The organism is Brucella sp. (assembly GCF_032066345.1).
Lineage (GTDB): Bacteria > Pseudomonadota > Alphaproteobacteria > Rhizobiales > Rhizobiaceae > Brucella > Brucella pseudogrignonensis.
The window spans coordinates 155,514-168,893 of record NZ_DAMBKZ010000011.1 but is presented as its reverse complement, the minus strand read 5'-3'; the positions used below and the strand labels follow the sequence as shown (position 1 = coordinate 168,893).

The following is a 13,380-nucleotide window of genomic DNA, read 5'->3' as shown; positions in this document are numbered from 1 at the left end:
GATGTTGACCAGAATGCCCTGGACAGCCGGATCGGCGGTGATGATCTTGAACGCAGACGTGACTTTCTCCTTGGTAGCGCCGCCACCAACGTCGAGGAAGTTAGCTGGCTCAGCACCGTAGAGCTTGATGATGTCCATGGTTGCCATGGCAAGGCCTGCGCCGTTGACCATGCAGCCGATGTTGCCATCAAGAGCGACGTAAGCGAGATCGTGCTTGGAAGCTTCGATTTCCTTTTCGTCTTCTTCCGACAGATCGCGCAGTTCCTGAATGTCTGGATGACGGAACAGTGCATTGCCGTCGAACGATACCTTGGCATCGAGAACGCGCACGCGGCCATCGGTCATGACGATCAGCGGGTTGATTTCCAGAAGGCTCATGTCCTTTTCGGAGAATGCCTTGTAGAGGATCGGGAACAGCTTGAGGCCGTCTTCACGCGCTGCATCCTTAAGCTCTAACGCATCGGCGAGCTTGTTGGCGTCTTCATCGGTCACGCCCTTGGCAGGATCGATAGCAACGGTGATGATCTTCTCAGGAGTTTCTTCAGCAACAGCTTCAATGTCCATGCCGCCTTCGGTCGAAACGACGAAAGCAGGACGGCCAACGGTGCGGTCGATGAGGATCGAGAGATAAAGCTCGCGCTCGATGTCTGCACCATCTTCGATGTAAAGACGGTTGACCTGCTTGCCGGCTTCACCGGTCTGCTTGGTCACGAGCGTGTTGCCGAGCATTTCCTTTGCATGGGAAACAACTTCTTCGATCGACTTTGCAAGGCGAACGCCGCCCTTTGCATCAGGACCGAGTTCCTTGAACTTGCCCTTGCCGCGTCCACCAGCATGGATCTGGCTCTTGACGACATAAAGCGGGCCTGGAAGCGTCTTTGCCCATTCTTCCGCCTGTTCGACGGAATAAACAGCCACACCATTGGCGATTGGGGCGCCGAAAGTGTGAAGCAGGCGCTTGGCCTGATATTCGTGAATATTCATCTGGTTGTCCTCTGCGGATTAACAGCCGGAAAAGGCCGGGCTGCTCTCAAGAGCGATCCGGCCTAGTCTGGAACTTATTTCAGTGACGGAGCGATACCGACGCAAGCTTCGCAAAGACCGGCAACAGATGCGACCGACTTTTCGAACTCGGCCTTTTCGTCCTTATCGAGATCGATCTCGATAATACGTTCAACGCCGTTGGCACCGATCACAGTTGGAACGCCGACATACATGTCCTTGACGCCATACTGACCGGAAAGCTGTGCTGCGACTGGCAGAACGCGCTTCTTGTCCTTGAGGTAGGATTCAGCCATCTGGATTGCAGAAGCAGCCGGTGCATAGAAAGCAGAACCGGTCTTGAGCAGGCCGACGATTTCTGCGCCGCCATCACGGGTGCGCTGAATGATCTTGTCGAGCTTTTCCTGGCTGGTCCAGCCCATCTTGACGAGGTCTGGAAGCGGGATACCGGCAACGGTCGAGTAACGAGCGAGCGGAACCATGCTGTCGCCGTGGCCACCAAGCACGAATGCAGTGACGTCTTCGACCGACACGTTGAATTCTTCCGACAGGAAGTAGCGGAAACGGGCGCTGTCCAAAACGCCAGCCATGCCGACAACCTTGTGTGCTGGCAGACCGGAGAACTTCTGCAAAGCCCAGACCATCGCATCAAGCGGGTTGGTGATGCAGATGACGAAAGCTTCAGGCGCATATTTCTTGATGCCTGCGCCGACCTGTTCCATGACCTTCAGGTTGATACCCAGAAGATCGTCGCGGCTCATGCCCGGCTTACGCGGCACGCCTGCGGTTACGATGACAACGTCTGCGCCTTCGATTGCGGCATAGTCGTTTGCACCGGTGAACTTCGCATCAAAACCGTCAACAGGTGAAGATTCTGCAATATCCAGTCCCTTACCCTGCGGAGTACCTTCCGCAATGTCGAAAAGGACGACGTCGCCGAGTTCCTTCAGACCAGCAAGATGAGCGAGCGTGCCGCCAATCATACCGGAGCCGATGAGGGCAATCTTGTTGCGTGCCATGTTGTTTCTTTCCTCAAGTTTGATCCAGAAACGCATGAAGCTATCCGGTTTCCTCCCGGAAAACGCGTCTGCGCTGCGAGGGTTCGATAGGACTCTTTGCAAAAAAACTCAACTCATTATTTTGCGACCAATGTTTTCAATCGGTTAGATTTATATGTTCTTACGTAAACGTAAGATATTTTGGCAAAATGGAGGCAACTGAGTCTTATCGTCCGGCTGTTACGCATTGCTCAGAACACGCCAGCCTGGCCGTCATTCATTTTTAAAGGCCATTCACGTCTACAGGAGGAAACACGATCAGCAAACAACCGCATTCAACCCAAGCTCTTGCCAAAGCAACATAGCCCTCGAATGCTATAAGTCGAGTCTGTGGCAGTTCGATGATGGAGCGCATCCCAAAAGCAGAGGAATGCGAACCGTCTCAGCCTGCTGATTTTTCTGCAAATGCTTCCAGATATTCCGCGCTCTGCATTTCAAACAGGCGGGAAGCCGTGCGGTCAAACTCAAAAGCTTCTACGCCTTTGCTTGCTTGATAAAGCTTTTCAGGCTGGGCTTCGGCAGAGATGAACAAACGCGCGTGATGATCGTAAAGCACGTCGATCAGCAGAATGAAGCGCTTGGCCTCATTGCGACGCGAATAATCGAGCACCGGCACATCCTCAACAAACAGCGTCTGATAGCGTGTGACGATGGCGATATAATCGTTGGCTGCAAGCGGCTGGGCGCACAGTTCATTGAAGGTGAAGCGCGCGGCCCCCGGCACTGCATGACGCACGGGAATATCGCGCCCCTTGATATGCACCACGTCTGGCTGTTCTTGCTGACCATCCTTATGCGCGGTCCAGGCGGCATCCATGCGCTTGGTCGTCTCGGAACCAAGCGGCGTCAGATAAACCGGCTGACGGTCGAGCTTTTCAAGTCGGTAATCGGTGCGTGAATCGAGATTGATCACATCAACATGCTGTTTAAGGATATCGACAAAGGGTAGAAACAGCTGACGGTTCAACCCGTCGCGATAAAGATTGTCGGGCGCCACGTTGGATGTCGCGATCAGCACCACGCCGCGCGCAAACAATGCATTGAACAGGCGCGACAAGATCATCGCGTCGGCAATGTCGGTCACAGTAAATTCGTCGAAGCAAAGCACCCACGCCTGTTCGGCCAAAGCTTCAGCCACCGGCGGGATCGGATCTTCCTGTTTGGTTTCGCCACGCTTCAGGGCCTGACGATGCGCATTGATGCGCTCATGCGCATCAGCCATGAAATCATTGAAATGCGCACGGCGTTTGCGTTCGACCGGCAAAAGCTGGAAGAACATATCCATCAGCATGGTCTTGCCGCGACCAACTTCGCCATGAACATAAAGTCCTTTGACGGTGGCAACTTCCTTGCGCTTGCCAAACAACCAGCCCAGCGCACTCGATTTGCGCGAAAGACGTTTGGTGCAAACTTCCTCGATCAGACGGTCATAGCGTGCAGTCAATTCAAGCTGTGCGGGATCGGATTCGACCTCCCCTGCCTTGACCAGCGCGTCATAATGCTCGCGAACCGAGGGGAACGCCTTCAAATTACCGTCGAAAGACATGATTGCCTGTCCCACCGCTCAATTACGAAAAAGGCGGAGCGTCTCACGACTGCCCCGCCTGTCTTTAACTCAATAGGCTTATCAACGCGACAGCGAAACTGCCTGACCGCTCGTGGTCTGACCGTCGAATCGGCCCTGACCGGAAGAATAAAGCGTAGCGACCGTGCCGCCATTCGCATCATAGAGCGAAAGCTGCTTGCCATTGACCGACCAGGAAGCGAGGCTTCCGAGTTCACCCGGGCAGCGCAGCGGACCAGCGCGATAGCCCTGACCATACTTGGTCTGTGGCGTTGCGATCTTACAATTCTGACCGGCAAGCGATGCATTCCATACGCCTGCGACTGTGCCCGGCGTCAGATCAGGTGCCGATTCGGGCGGCAGGCTTGCAACCTGCGTTCCGGCCGCTGGCTGCGACATGTCGGTCGTCGGCGCCGTCGGAAACGAGTTAGGAGCGTTCAGATTACCAGACTGTACGGAACTGACGGGAGCAGAACGCAGCGGTGCTGGTGGCGGTGGCGATGCATTGTTGTCAAAACCTCCGACTCGGGAGCTTTGGCAACCGGCCAAAATGACGCCCGCCGCAGCAATGCTGAGCAAACTTGCTTTTGAAATTCCCATCTGGTTCTCCAATTTCGCCAAAAGTCCTGGCATGTTCGTGGGGCTGACTATTCGGGGGAGTGCCCCTCGCACCGTCGAGTTTGAAAGCTCGACCTAAAAACAATATTGCACCGATAAAATGGCGATATGGTTAAAAAATCAACAGCAAGCTACCGTGAATTTATGCAAAAGCATCCATAGAAGGCTTGAAATAGCTTAGAAATTTTCAAAATGGCGCAGGAAGGACACAGTTTTTAGGTAAACACCGATCCACAAATTCAGTAATCAGACCGGGCTTGAGCCAATAACGCGCCGGTACTGGCAATTTGTGGGCTTTTCCGCCATATAGAGCGCATCCCGAAAAGTGTGAAACGGTTTTCGGACAAGATGCGCGTTAAAACAAATGCTCGGAACGCCGATCTGATCCAGTCAGAACGAAACACGCTCCAGAGCCTTTCCGATATAGACAGGACCCGGAACCAGCAATGAGTAAGGCCATCTTCGCCAAGATGAACGGACTGGGCAACAAAATCATTGTTGCCGATATGCGCGGACGCAGCGATCGTATCGCTCCGACTGCTGCCATCCGTCTGGCCGGAGAAGAGGCAACTTCCTTTGACCAGATCATGGCCATCCATGATCCAAAGACGCCCGGCACTGATCATTATATTGAGATCATCAATTGTGACGGCACACAGGCGCAAGCATGTGGCAACGGCACACGCTGCGTTGTGCAGTGGCTTTCTAATGAAAGCGGAAAACAGGATTACACTTTCCAGACACTGGCTGGCATCCTGACCGCCAATGAGCACGAAGACGGGCTGATTACGGTCGATATGGGCAAGCCGCATTTCGGCTGGAAGGAAATCCCCCTCGCACATGAAGTGGACGACACCAGCGCCATTGATCTGTCTGCTGGCCCTGCCGATGCGCCTGTTCTGCAAGCGCCGTCGATTGCATCCATGGGCAATCCGCACGCGATCTTCTGGGTCGAAAACGATGTCTGGTCCTATGCGCTCGATCAATATGGGCCGGGGTTGGAACATGATCCGATTTTCCCGGAACGCGCCAATATTTCCATCGCTCAGGTCACATCGCGCGACAGCATGAACCTGCGCACATGGGAACGTGGTGCGGGCCTTACCCTCGCATGTGGTTCTGCCGCCTGCGCTGCCGCCGTCTCAGGCGCACGTACTGGCCGTACCGAACGCAACGTCACGGTCAATGTCCCCGGCGGCCCGCTCAAGATTGAATGGCGCGAAGACGATCACGTCATGATGACCGGTCCCGCTGAATGGGAATTTGATGGCACATTCGATCCCGCAACCGGCGAATGGGAGTACGCCCCTAATCAGAGCAGAGGTGCTGCCTGATGGCCGTTGAAGTCGTAACTTTCGGATGCCGCCTCAACACCTATGAATCCGAGGTGATGAAGCGCGAGGCGGATAGCGCCGGCCTTGGCGAACTCAAAGATGGCGCGATCATCTTCAACACCTGCGCCGTTACGGCAGAAGCCGTACGTCAGGCACGTCAGGCCATCCGCAAGGCACGCCGCGACAACCCGGAAGCGCGCATTATCGTCACCGGTTGTGCTGCGCAGACGGAATCGGCCAAATTCGAGGCCATGGATGAAGTCGACCTCATTCTGGGTAATGAGGAAAAGCTCAAGGCCAACTCCTATCGCATGTTGCCCGACTTCGGCGTGAACCAGTTCGAAAAGGTGCGCGTCAACGACATTATGGAAGTACGCGAAACCGCGAGCCATATGGTCGATGCGATTGAAGGCCGCGCGCGCGCATTTGTGCAGGTGCAAAATGGCTGCGATCATCGCTGCACCTTCTGCATTATCCCTTATGGTCGCGGCAATTCACGCTCGGTGCCGATGGGCGGCGTGGTCGATCAGGTCAAGCGCCTTGTCGATAACGGCTATCGCGAAGTGGTTCTGACCGGCGTGGACATGACCTCTTACGGTCCCGATCTGCCGGGAAGCCTGCGTCTCGGCAAGCTGGTGAAGACTGTTCTCAATCAGGTGCCGGATTTGCAGCGCCTGCGCCTGTCATCCATTGATTCCATCGAGGCCGACGAAGACCTGATGGAAGCAATCGCCAACGAAAAGCGCCTGATGCCCCATCTGCATCTGTCGCTTCAGGCAGGCGACGACATGATTTTGAAGCGCATGAAGCGTCGTCATCTGCGTGATGATTCCATCCGATTCTGCGCAGATGTACGCGCACTTCGCCCTGACATCGTGTTCGGTGCCGACATTATTGCAGGTTTCCCGACCGAGACTGAAGAGATGTTTGCAAACTCGATGAAGATCGTCGAGGAATGCGGGCTGACGCATCTGCACGTCTTCCCATACAGCGCACGCGAAGGCACACCGGCTGCGCGTATGCCGCAGGTCAGGCGCGAAATCGTCAAGGAACGCGCAGCGCGGTTACGTGGCGTTGGCGACCGAGCTTATGAAAAGCACCTCGCTTCTCTCAATGGCACTGTGCAGCGCCTGTTGATCGAGAAGGAAGGCATTGCCCGCACGGAAGGCTTTACGCTGGCCGCTGTTGATCAGGGTAACGCTGGCGAAATTATCGAACGAATTGTGACGGGGCATGACGGTGAAAAACTCCTCACCCGTCAGACAGAGCCGCAAGCGGCTTAAAGCTTAAGGGCATCAGATTTCATGGCAATGGGTTTCATCAAGAAAATGTTCTCCTTCGGCAAGAAGGAGGTTGAAGAAAAGCCGGTCGAACAGCCCGCTCCTGATGCCGTGGAAGCGGCTTTAGAAACACAGCTTACTGAAACCGTCGAAGCGCCTAGCGAAACCGAAAACACCGTCGTTGAAGTGGTTATTTCCGAACCGGAAGCACCAGTGATCGCCAGTGAGCCTGAGCCAGAGCCAGAGCCTGAGCAGATTGAAGAGCCTGCCGCTGAACCGGTTGAGGAAGAAAAGGCAGAACCGGAGCATCCGGTTGCCGAGATCGAAATCCCGATTGAACAGCCACCGGTGATGGAACCGATCGTGGTTGAAGCACCTGTGCCAGAGCCCGTTGTCGAGCCAGAGCCAGAGCCTGTTGCTGAACCCGAACAGGTTGAAATCGCGAAAGCTCCTGAAGTTTCAGAGGCACCCGTTGTTGAGGAAATAGTCGAGCCCGCAACTCAGCCAGAGGCAGCGAAGCCCAAAAAGGTCAAGGTCGCAAAGGCCGTTGAAGAACATCAGGAAGAAGCGCCGGTCGAGGCAGCGCCGGAGCCAAAGCTTTCCTGGTTCGAGCGCCTGCGTCGCGGCCTGCTGCGTTCGTCGAATTCATTGAGTGATTCCATCAGCGGTATCTTCACCAAGCGCAAGCTCGATGAAGACACTTTGCAAGATCTTGAAGACGTGCTCATTCAGGCCGATCTCGGCCTTGAAACGGCTATGCGTGTGACCGATGCGCTGTCATCCGGCCGCTATGGCAAGGACGTGACTGGCGAAGAAGTGCGCAACATCATGGGCGCGGAAATCGAAAAGGTGCTTGGGCCCGTCGCAAAGCCTTTGGAGCTTGATCTCTCGCACAAGCCGCATGTCATTCTGGTTGTCGGCGTCAATGGCACCGGCAAGACAACGACCATCGGCAAGCTTGCCGCAAAGCTCACCGCTGGCGGCCTCAAGGTCATGCTTGCGGCTGGTGATACTTTCCGCGCCGCCGCCATCGAACAGCTCCATATCTGGGGCGAGCGCACCGGTTCCCCGGTTGTTTCGAGCAAGCTCGGGGCCGATGCAGCGGGCCTTGCCTATGATGCATGGAAGCAGGCCAAAGATGCAGGCAGCGATGTTCTTATCATCGACACTGCAGGCCGTTTGCAGAACAAGGCCGAACTGATGGACGAACTCGCCAAGATCGTTCGTGTTCTTGGCAAACACGATCCGGAAGCCCCACACACGGTTCTCCAGACCTTGGATGCCACCACCGGCCAGAATGCGCTCAATCAGGTCGAGATTTTCAAGAATATCGCTGGCGTCAATGGCCTCGTCATGACCAAGCTTGACGGCACGGCACGCGGCGGCATTCTGGTGGCCATTTCGGCCAAGCATAAGCTTCCGATCTATTTCATCGGCGTCGGCGAAGGCGTCGACGATCTTGAACCATTTGCGGCCAAGGATTTTGCCCGCGCCATCGCAGGAGTTGCCTGATGGAGCATCCCGTTTTCGAACGCGATCCGTCGCAAAAGACCGAAGCAGAACGCAAGGAAGTCCCGCCGCTGCTCAAGCTTGCGCTGGAACTTGGACCGCTGCTGGTGTTCTTTTTTGCCAATGCGCGTGGTGAAAGCCTGATCGAGCGCTTTCCGGTGCTTGGCCAGATTGGCGAACCGATCTTTCTGGCAACCGCGCTCTTCATGGTTGCAACCGTCATTGCGCTTGCCATTTCATGGTCGATGACACGCACCCTGCCGATGATGCCGCTCATTTCCGGCATCGTGGTTCTGGTGTTTGGTGCGCTGACGCTCTGGCTGCACAACGACACCTTCATCAAGATGAAGCCGACCATCGTAAACACGCTGTTTGGCGCGATCCTGCTCGGCGGGCTTTTATTCGGCAAATCCTTGCTTGGCTATGTGTTTGATTCGGCTTTCAAGCTGGATGCAGAGGGTTGGCGCAAGCTGACTTTCCGCTGGGGCCTGTTCTTCATCTTCCTGGCAATTGCCAATGAAGTGGTGTGGCGCAATTTTTCGACCGATGCCTGGGTTTCCTTCAAGGTCTGGGGCATCATGCCGATAACCATTGTCTTCACGCTTTCACAAATGCCGCTTATTCAGAAGCACACTTTGCCAGAAGCTAAAAAAGACTAAGACATTTTGAGGAGGATGCCATGTTACGCTTGGACATTGAACAATTCATCTGCCGCAGCGATAATTATGGCGTTCTCATCCATGATCCTGAAAGTGAGCTGACCGCGGCAATCGACGCGCCGGATGCGCACGCAATCGAAGCGGCGCTCAAGCGCCGTGGCTGGACGCTCGACTTCATTTTCACGACGCATCATCACCTTGATCACGTCGAAGGCAACGAGGCGCTGAAAGCCAAATTCGGCGTCAGCATCATCGGACCAAAGGCTGAGCAAAGCAAAATCCCGACACTTGACCGTACAGTTCAGGACGGCGACGAGTTCACCTTCGGACTTTTCAAGATCAAAGTGATTTCCACGCCCGGTCACACGGCTGGCGAGATTTCCTTTTATCTGCCGGAAGCAAAAGTCGTGTTTACAGGCGACACGCTTTTTGCACTGGGCTGCGGTCGACTGTTTGAAGGAACACCGGATATCATGTTCCAGTCGCTGCAAAAGCTTGTGGCGCTACCGGGCGACACTGCCGTTTATTGCGGCCACGAATATACGCAGAGCAATGCACGCTTTGCCCTCACCATCGATCCCGACAATTCGGCATTGAAGGAACGTGCAGCCGAGATTGCGCGGCTTCGCGCAGCTGATAAGATGACCCTGCCCACAAGCATAGCGCTTGAAATGGCAACCAATCCATTTCTTCGCTGGCACGATGGCCGCATTCGCACGCGGCTTGGAATGCAGGGCGCAACTGATGAAGCGGTTTTCGCGGAAATCCGTAAGCGCAAGGATTTATTCTAGGACATTACCATGATGACGATTTCTCGCTTCAAACAGTTTCATGCAGCAGCTCTGCTCGGCCTTTCTCTTGCGATCCTTCCGCAGTCAGCGAACATGGCCTTTGCCGAAGACATTCTGGCAATTGCAACGCCACCGCAGACACCAGCTGACATCAACAATTTCAAGCTGACCGAAGACCTCCTGACGCGTATGGAAAAAATCCATACGCAGCTTGAGGATATGCAGCTTTCACCGACTGCCGAAGAAGGTCAGGATGCGCAGCCGTCGATGGATTCCATGGTCAAGAGCATCGAATCGCGCCCGCAAGTGGTTGAGCTGATGAAGGCGGAAAACATCGAGCCACGCGATTATCTTCTCGCCTATTTCGCCATGATGAGCGCGCTTGCAGCAGCCGATGCCGAAGAAGAAGATCAGCTTGTCGATGAAGTGAAGCAGATCAATCCCGAGCACCTCGCCTTTGGCAAACAATATGGCGACCGCATTCGCGAACTGATCGGGGAATAGAGTATCAAAAAAAACCGGCGAAGTTTCCTTCGCCGGTTTTTTCTTTCAAGATGATTGCCTTAGCAGCCGTAGTGCGTTGATTGTCACCAGAACGGTCGCGCCGGTATCGGCCAGAATTGCCGGCCAGAGGCCAGTGATCCCCAGCACCGTGGTCACAAGGAATACCGCTTTAAGACCAAGTGCGATTGTAATATTCTGATGAATATTACTCATGGTCCGCTTCGACAGATCGACCATCGCAGCCACATCACCGACGCGACCATGCAGCACCGCTGCATCCGCAGTTTCCAGCGCCACATCCGTACCGCCACCCATGGCGATGCCAACATCGGCCGCAGCAAGCGCTGGCGCATCATTGATACCGTCGCCAACCTTGGCAACAACCTGACCCGCATTGCGAAACTCGCCAACGATCCGCTGCTTGTCTTCCGGCAGGAGTTCGGCACGCACTTCGATGCCCAGATCCTTGCCGATAGCTTCTGCCGTGCGACGATTATCGCCGGTCAGCATAACGGTACGAATACCGGCATCCTTCAGCGTCTTAAGCCCAGCAATCGCATCCGCGCGCGGCTCGTCACGCATGGCGATGGCACCTGCAATTTTGCCGTCTGCAACCAGAACAGAAACCGTCTTACCTTCATCATTGCAGGCAGCAATCCGCGCCGCCAGATCGTCCGGAATGGCAGAGATTTCATTGGCAGCCTTGCGCGAACCCAAGAACAGCTCAATGCCATCAGCTTTACCTGACACACCCTTGCCGCCATGTGCCTTACCTGCCGAAACGGCTGAGAGTTTCAGGCCACGCGTATCAGATGCACCGACAATCGCTAAGGCTAACGGATGGCTTGAACCTGCATCAAGTGATGCAGCCAGACGCAAGACTTCTTCTTCCGAAAGTGCGCCAGGCAGAACATCCGTTACCTGCGGCTTGCCTTCAGTCAGCGTGCCGGTTTTGTCGAAACAGGCGGTCGTAATCTTGCCTATGGTTTCAAGAACTGCGCCACCTTTCAGCAACAGCCCGCGCCTCGCACCAGCCGAAAGCGAGGCGGCAATGGCTGCAGGCGTCGAAATAACCAGCGCACAGGGGCAACCAATCAGCAGAATGGCCAGGCCTTTATAAATCCATTCGCCCCATTCAGCACCCGCGACTAGCGGCGGCAGAATGGCAACCAGAGCCGCCACGACAACCACACCCGGCGTATAGTAAGTCGAGAAGCGATTGATGAAACGCTCTGTGGGTGCTTTGGCTTCCTGTGCTTCCTCAACCAGCCGCACAACACGCGCAATCGTGTTGTCCTGCGCTGCGGCTGTCACTTCGACCCGCAACAGCCCGTCGCCATTGATGGTGCCTGCAAAGACGCTGTCGCCGACTGCCTTGCCGACAGGCGTGCTTTCACCCGTGACGGGTGCTTCATCGATTGCACTTTCACCAGAAATAATCTCGCCATCAGCAGGCATACGATCACCGGGACGCACCGCAATTACGTCGCCCACGCTCAGCTCTTCCGCTGGTACTTCTTTTGTGGAGCCATTGCTTTCCAAAAAGGCGGTCTTCGGCACCAATGCCGTCAGCGACTGAATGCTTGCGCGCGCCTTGCCTGCGGCCACACCTTCCAGCAATTCACCAACCAGAAACAGGAAGACGACAGCGGCAGCTTCTTCGGTCGCACCGATGATGACAGCGCCAATGGCCGCAATAGTCATCAGCATTTCAATCGAAAACGGCGTGCCATTGATGGCTGCGGAATAAGCACGCTTTGCAATCGGTATGAGGCCGATCAGCATTGCAGCCGTAAAGGCCCATAATTCAATCGGCGGATAAAGATGGCCAACGATATAGGCAACCACCAGACCACCGCCACAGGCGAGCATCATCTGGCCCTTGCCGCTCTGCCACCAGCGCTTCGGTTTTGAAGGCACCTTTGGCTGAGCTTTGAGCGCCCCTGTCGATTGCGCGCTGGCTTTGTAGCCAAGTGCCGTAACCTTCGCGGCAATCTCGTCAACACTGGCCGAGCCGTCATGATTGACGGTCATGGTGCCATTTGTCACGGAAACAGACACATCCTGCACCCCGCCGACACGACGAACAGCCGTGTCAATCTTGGCGGCACAGGAGGCACAATCCATACCTTCAACGCTGAAGCGTAAACTGTCGGCGCCCGCTGCGATCTGCTTTGCTTCGGGTTCGTCATGAGCGTGGTCGTGCTTGTGGTCATGATCATGGCCGCTACAGCCTGCATGGTCATGGTTATGGTCATGGTCGTGATCGTGATCGTGATCGTGATCGTGATCGTGATGCTCATGCTTGGCAGGCGCTTTTTCGTCAGCCAATGGTTCGATGCCATAGCCAAGACTACGGACCTTTTTGGCAACACTTTCCAGATCGCTGCTGCCATCATGGCGCACCGTCATCATGCCCGTCGTCACGGACACGGAAACATCTTCCACGCCCGAAACGCGGCGCACAGCCGTATCGATTTTTGTCGCGCAGGAAGCGCAATCCATGCCTTCAACGCGAAAACGGTTTTGTTTCAAAATCTCGTTCATGACCTGCCCCTATCGAGACCACTCTTGAATTGTCTGAAACAAGGTCTACATCCTCTAGTGACTAGAGGAGCAAGAGAAAAAATGATTACCAATGTTCCGATTGGCGAAGCATCGAAAGCCAGCGGTGTGAAAGTGCCAACTATCCGTTATTACGAGCAAATCGGGCTTCTCCCGGTGCCTCCGCGCACGGAAGGAAATCGCCGCCTTTATGACAATGCCGATATTCAGCGGCTGTTATTCATCCGCCATGCGCGCGATCTGGGCTTTGAAGTGGATGCGATCCGCACGCTTTTAGACCTTCAGGACAATCCCGGCCAGTCATGTGCTGCAGCTGATTCTATTGCACGCGCGCGCCTGATCGATGTCGAGCATCGCATCACCAAACTATTGTCTTTGAAAACTGAACTTTTGCGGATGCTGGATTGCACGGCACATGGCCGTATCGACCAGTGCCGCGTTATCGAAATCCTGGGCAATCACGATGAATGCGTACATCCGAAGCACTAAACTTCAG

At 55.1% G+C, this 13,380-nt stretch carries 12 protein-coding genes; 7 read left to right on the top strand and 5 right to left on the bottom strand.

Annotation, left to right across the window (positions count from 1 at the left end; all coding sequences use genetic code 11):
- The 4 genes from sucC to RT142_RS15245 form a co-directional block, all read right to left on the bottom strand.
- Nucleotides 1-984, bottom strand: a 984-nt coding sequence (gene sucC / locus RT142_RS15260) for an ADP-forming succinate--CoA ligase subunit beta (RefSeq protein WP_313029688.1), incomplete at its 3' end; no start/stop codon positions are given.
- Nucleotides 985-1,058: 74 nt separating this feature from the next.
- Complete coding sequence (gene mdh, locus RT142_RS15255; RefSeq protein WP_007872232.1) at nucleotides 1,059-2,021, bottom strand: malate dehydrogenase; 963 nt, start codon at nucleotides 2,019-2,021, stop codon at nucleotides 1,059-1,061.
- Nucleotides 2,022-2,442: 421 nt separating this feature from the next.
- Complete coding sequence (gene zapE, locus RT142_RS15250; protein ID WP_313029685.1) at nucleotides 2,443-3,606, bottom strand: cell division protein ZapE; 1,164 nt, start codon at nucleotides 3,604-3,606, stop codon at nucleotides 2,443-2,445.
- A gap of 81 nt (nucleotides 3,607-3,687) precedes the next feature.
- The gene (locus RT142_RS15245; RefSeq protein ID WP_064322189.1) at nucleotides 3,688-4,224 is read right to left on the bottom strand and encodes a protease inhibitor Inh/omp19 family protein; all 537 of its coding nucleotides are present in this window, start codon (nucleotides 4,222-4,224) and stop codon (nucleotides 3,688-3,690) included.
- Nucleotides 4,225-4,688: 464 nt separating this feature from the next.
- Between RT142_RS15245 and dapF the strand changes: the two genes are divergently transcribed.
- From dapF to RT142_RS15215, 6 genes are read left to right on the top strand one after another with little or no spacing between them, the layout of a single operon-like run.
- Nucleotides 4,689-5,576, top strand: coding sequence for a diaminopimelate epimerase (gene dapF, locus RT142_RS15240; RefSeq protein WP_313029682.1), 888 nt, complete (start codon nucleotides 4,689-4,691; stop codon nucleotides 5,574-5,576).
- Nucleotides 5,576-6,859 carry a tRNA (N(6)-L-threonylcarbamoyladenosine(37)-C(2))-methylthiotransferase MtaB gene (gene mtaB, locus RT142_RS15235; RefSeq protein WP_112807141.1) on the top strand — a complete coding sequence of 428 codons (1,284 nt, stop codon included), beginning with the start codon at nucleotides 5,576-5,578 and terminating at the stop codon, nucleotides 6,857-6,859. Before dapF ends, mtaB begins: the two co-directional genes overlap by 1 nt.
- 21 nt (nucleotides 6,860-6,880) lie before the next feature.
- On the top strand, nucleotides 6,881-8,368 hold the full coding sequence (gene ftsY, locus RT142_RS15230) for a signal recognition particle-docking protein FtsY (protein WP_313029679.1): 1,488 nt from the start codon (nucleotides 6,881-6,883) through the stop codon (nucleotides 8,366-8,368).
- The gene (locus tag RT142_RS15225) at nucleotides 8,368-9,024 is read left to right on the top strand and encodes a septation protein A (RefSeq protein ID WP_112807137.1); all 657 of its coding nucleotides are present in this window, start codon (nucleotides 8,368-8,370) and stop codon (nucleotides 9,022-9,024) included. Before ftsY ends, RT142_RS15225 begins: the two co-directional genes overlap by 1 nt.
- A gap of 20 nt (nucleotides 9,025-9,044) precedes the next feature.
- Nucleotides 9,045-9,815: a hydroxyacylglutathione hydrolase gene (gene gloB, locus RT142_RS15220; RefSeq protein ID WP_112807135.1), complete on the top strand. Its 771-nt coding sequence runs from the start codon at nucleotides 9,045-9,047 to the stop codon at nucleotides 9,813-9,815.
- Nucleotides 9,816-9,824: 9 nt separating this feature from the next.
- A complete protein-coding gene (locus RT142_RS15215) occupies nucleotides 9,825-10,319 on the top strand; it encodes a hypothetical protein (protein WP_313029676.1) in 495 nt (164 codons plus the stop codon).
- Between the two features lie 45 nt (nucleotides 10,320-10,364).
- Here RT142_RS15215 and RT142_RS15210 read toward each other — a convergent pair whose 3' ends face one another.
- On the bottom strand, nucleotides 10,365-12,866 hold the full coding sequence (locus tag RT142_RS15210; protein ID WP_313029675.1) for a heavy metal translocating P-type ATPase: 2,502 nt from the start codon (nucleotides 12,864-12,866) through the stop codon (nucleotides 10,365-10,367).
- 84 nt (nucleotides 12,867-12,950) lie between these two features.
- Between RT142_RS15210 and RT142_RS15205 the strand changes: the two genes are divergently transcribed.
- Entirely contained in the window at nucleotides 12,951-13,373 is a 423-nt protein-coding gene (locus RT142_RS15205; protein WP_192797994.1) for a MerR family transcriptional regulator, read from the top strand.
- Nucleotides 13,374-13,380: the final 7 nt, after the last annotated feature.

Bases quoted from the DNA above. Each gene is read 5' to 3' on its own strand.
- mdh (WP_007872232.1), bottom strand. From the start codon at position 2,021: ATGGCACGCAACAAGATTGCCCTCATCGGCTCCGGTATGATTGGCGGC.
- zapE (WP_313029685.1), bottom strand. From the start codon at position 3,606: ATGTCTTTCGACGGTAATTTGAAGGCGTTCCCCTCGGTTCGCGAGCAT.
- RT142_RS15245 (WP_064322189.1), bottom strand. From the start codon at position 4,224: ATGGGAATTTCAAAAGCAAGTTTGCTCAGCATTGCTGCGGCGGGCGTC.
- dapF (WP_313029682.1), top strand. From the start codon at position 4,689: ATGAGTAAGGCCATCTTCGCCAAGATGAACGGACTGGGCAACAAAATC.
- mtaB (WP_112807141.1), top strand. From the start codon at position 5,576: ATGGCCGTTGAAGTCGTAACTTTCGGATGCCGCCTCAACACCTATGAA.
- ftsY (WP_313029679.1), top strand. From the start codon at position 6,881: ATGGCAATGGGTTTCATCAAGAAAATGTTCTCCTTCGGCAAGAAGGAG.
- RT142_RS15225 (WP_112807137.1), top strand. From the start codon at position 8,368: ATGGAGCATCCCGTTTTCGAACGCGATCCGTCGCAAAAGACCGAAGCA.
- gloB (WP_112807135.1), top strand. From the start codon at position 9,045: ATGTTACGCTTGGACATTGAACAATTCATCTGCCGCAGCGATAATTAT.
- RT142_RS15215 (WP_313029676.1), top strand. From the start codon at position 9,825: ATGATGACGATTTCTCGCTTCAAACAGTTTCATGCAGCAGCTCTGCTC.
- RT142_RS15210 (WP_313029675.1), bottom strand. From the start codon at position 12,866: ATGAACGAGATTTTGAAACAAAACCGTTTTCGCGTTGAAGGCATGGAT.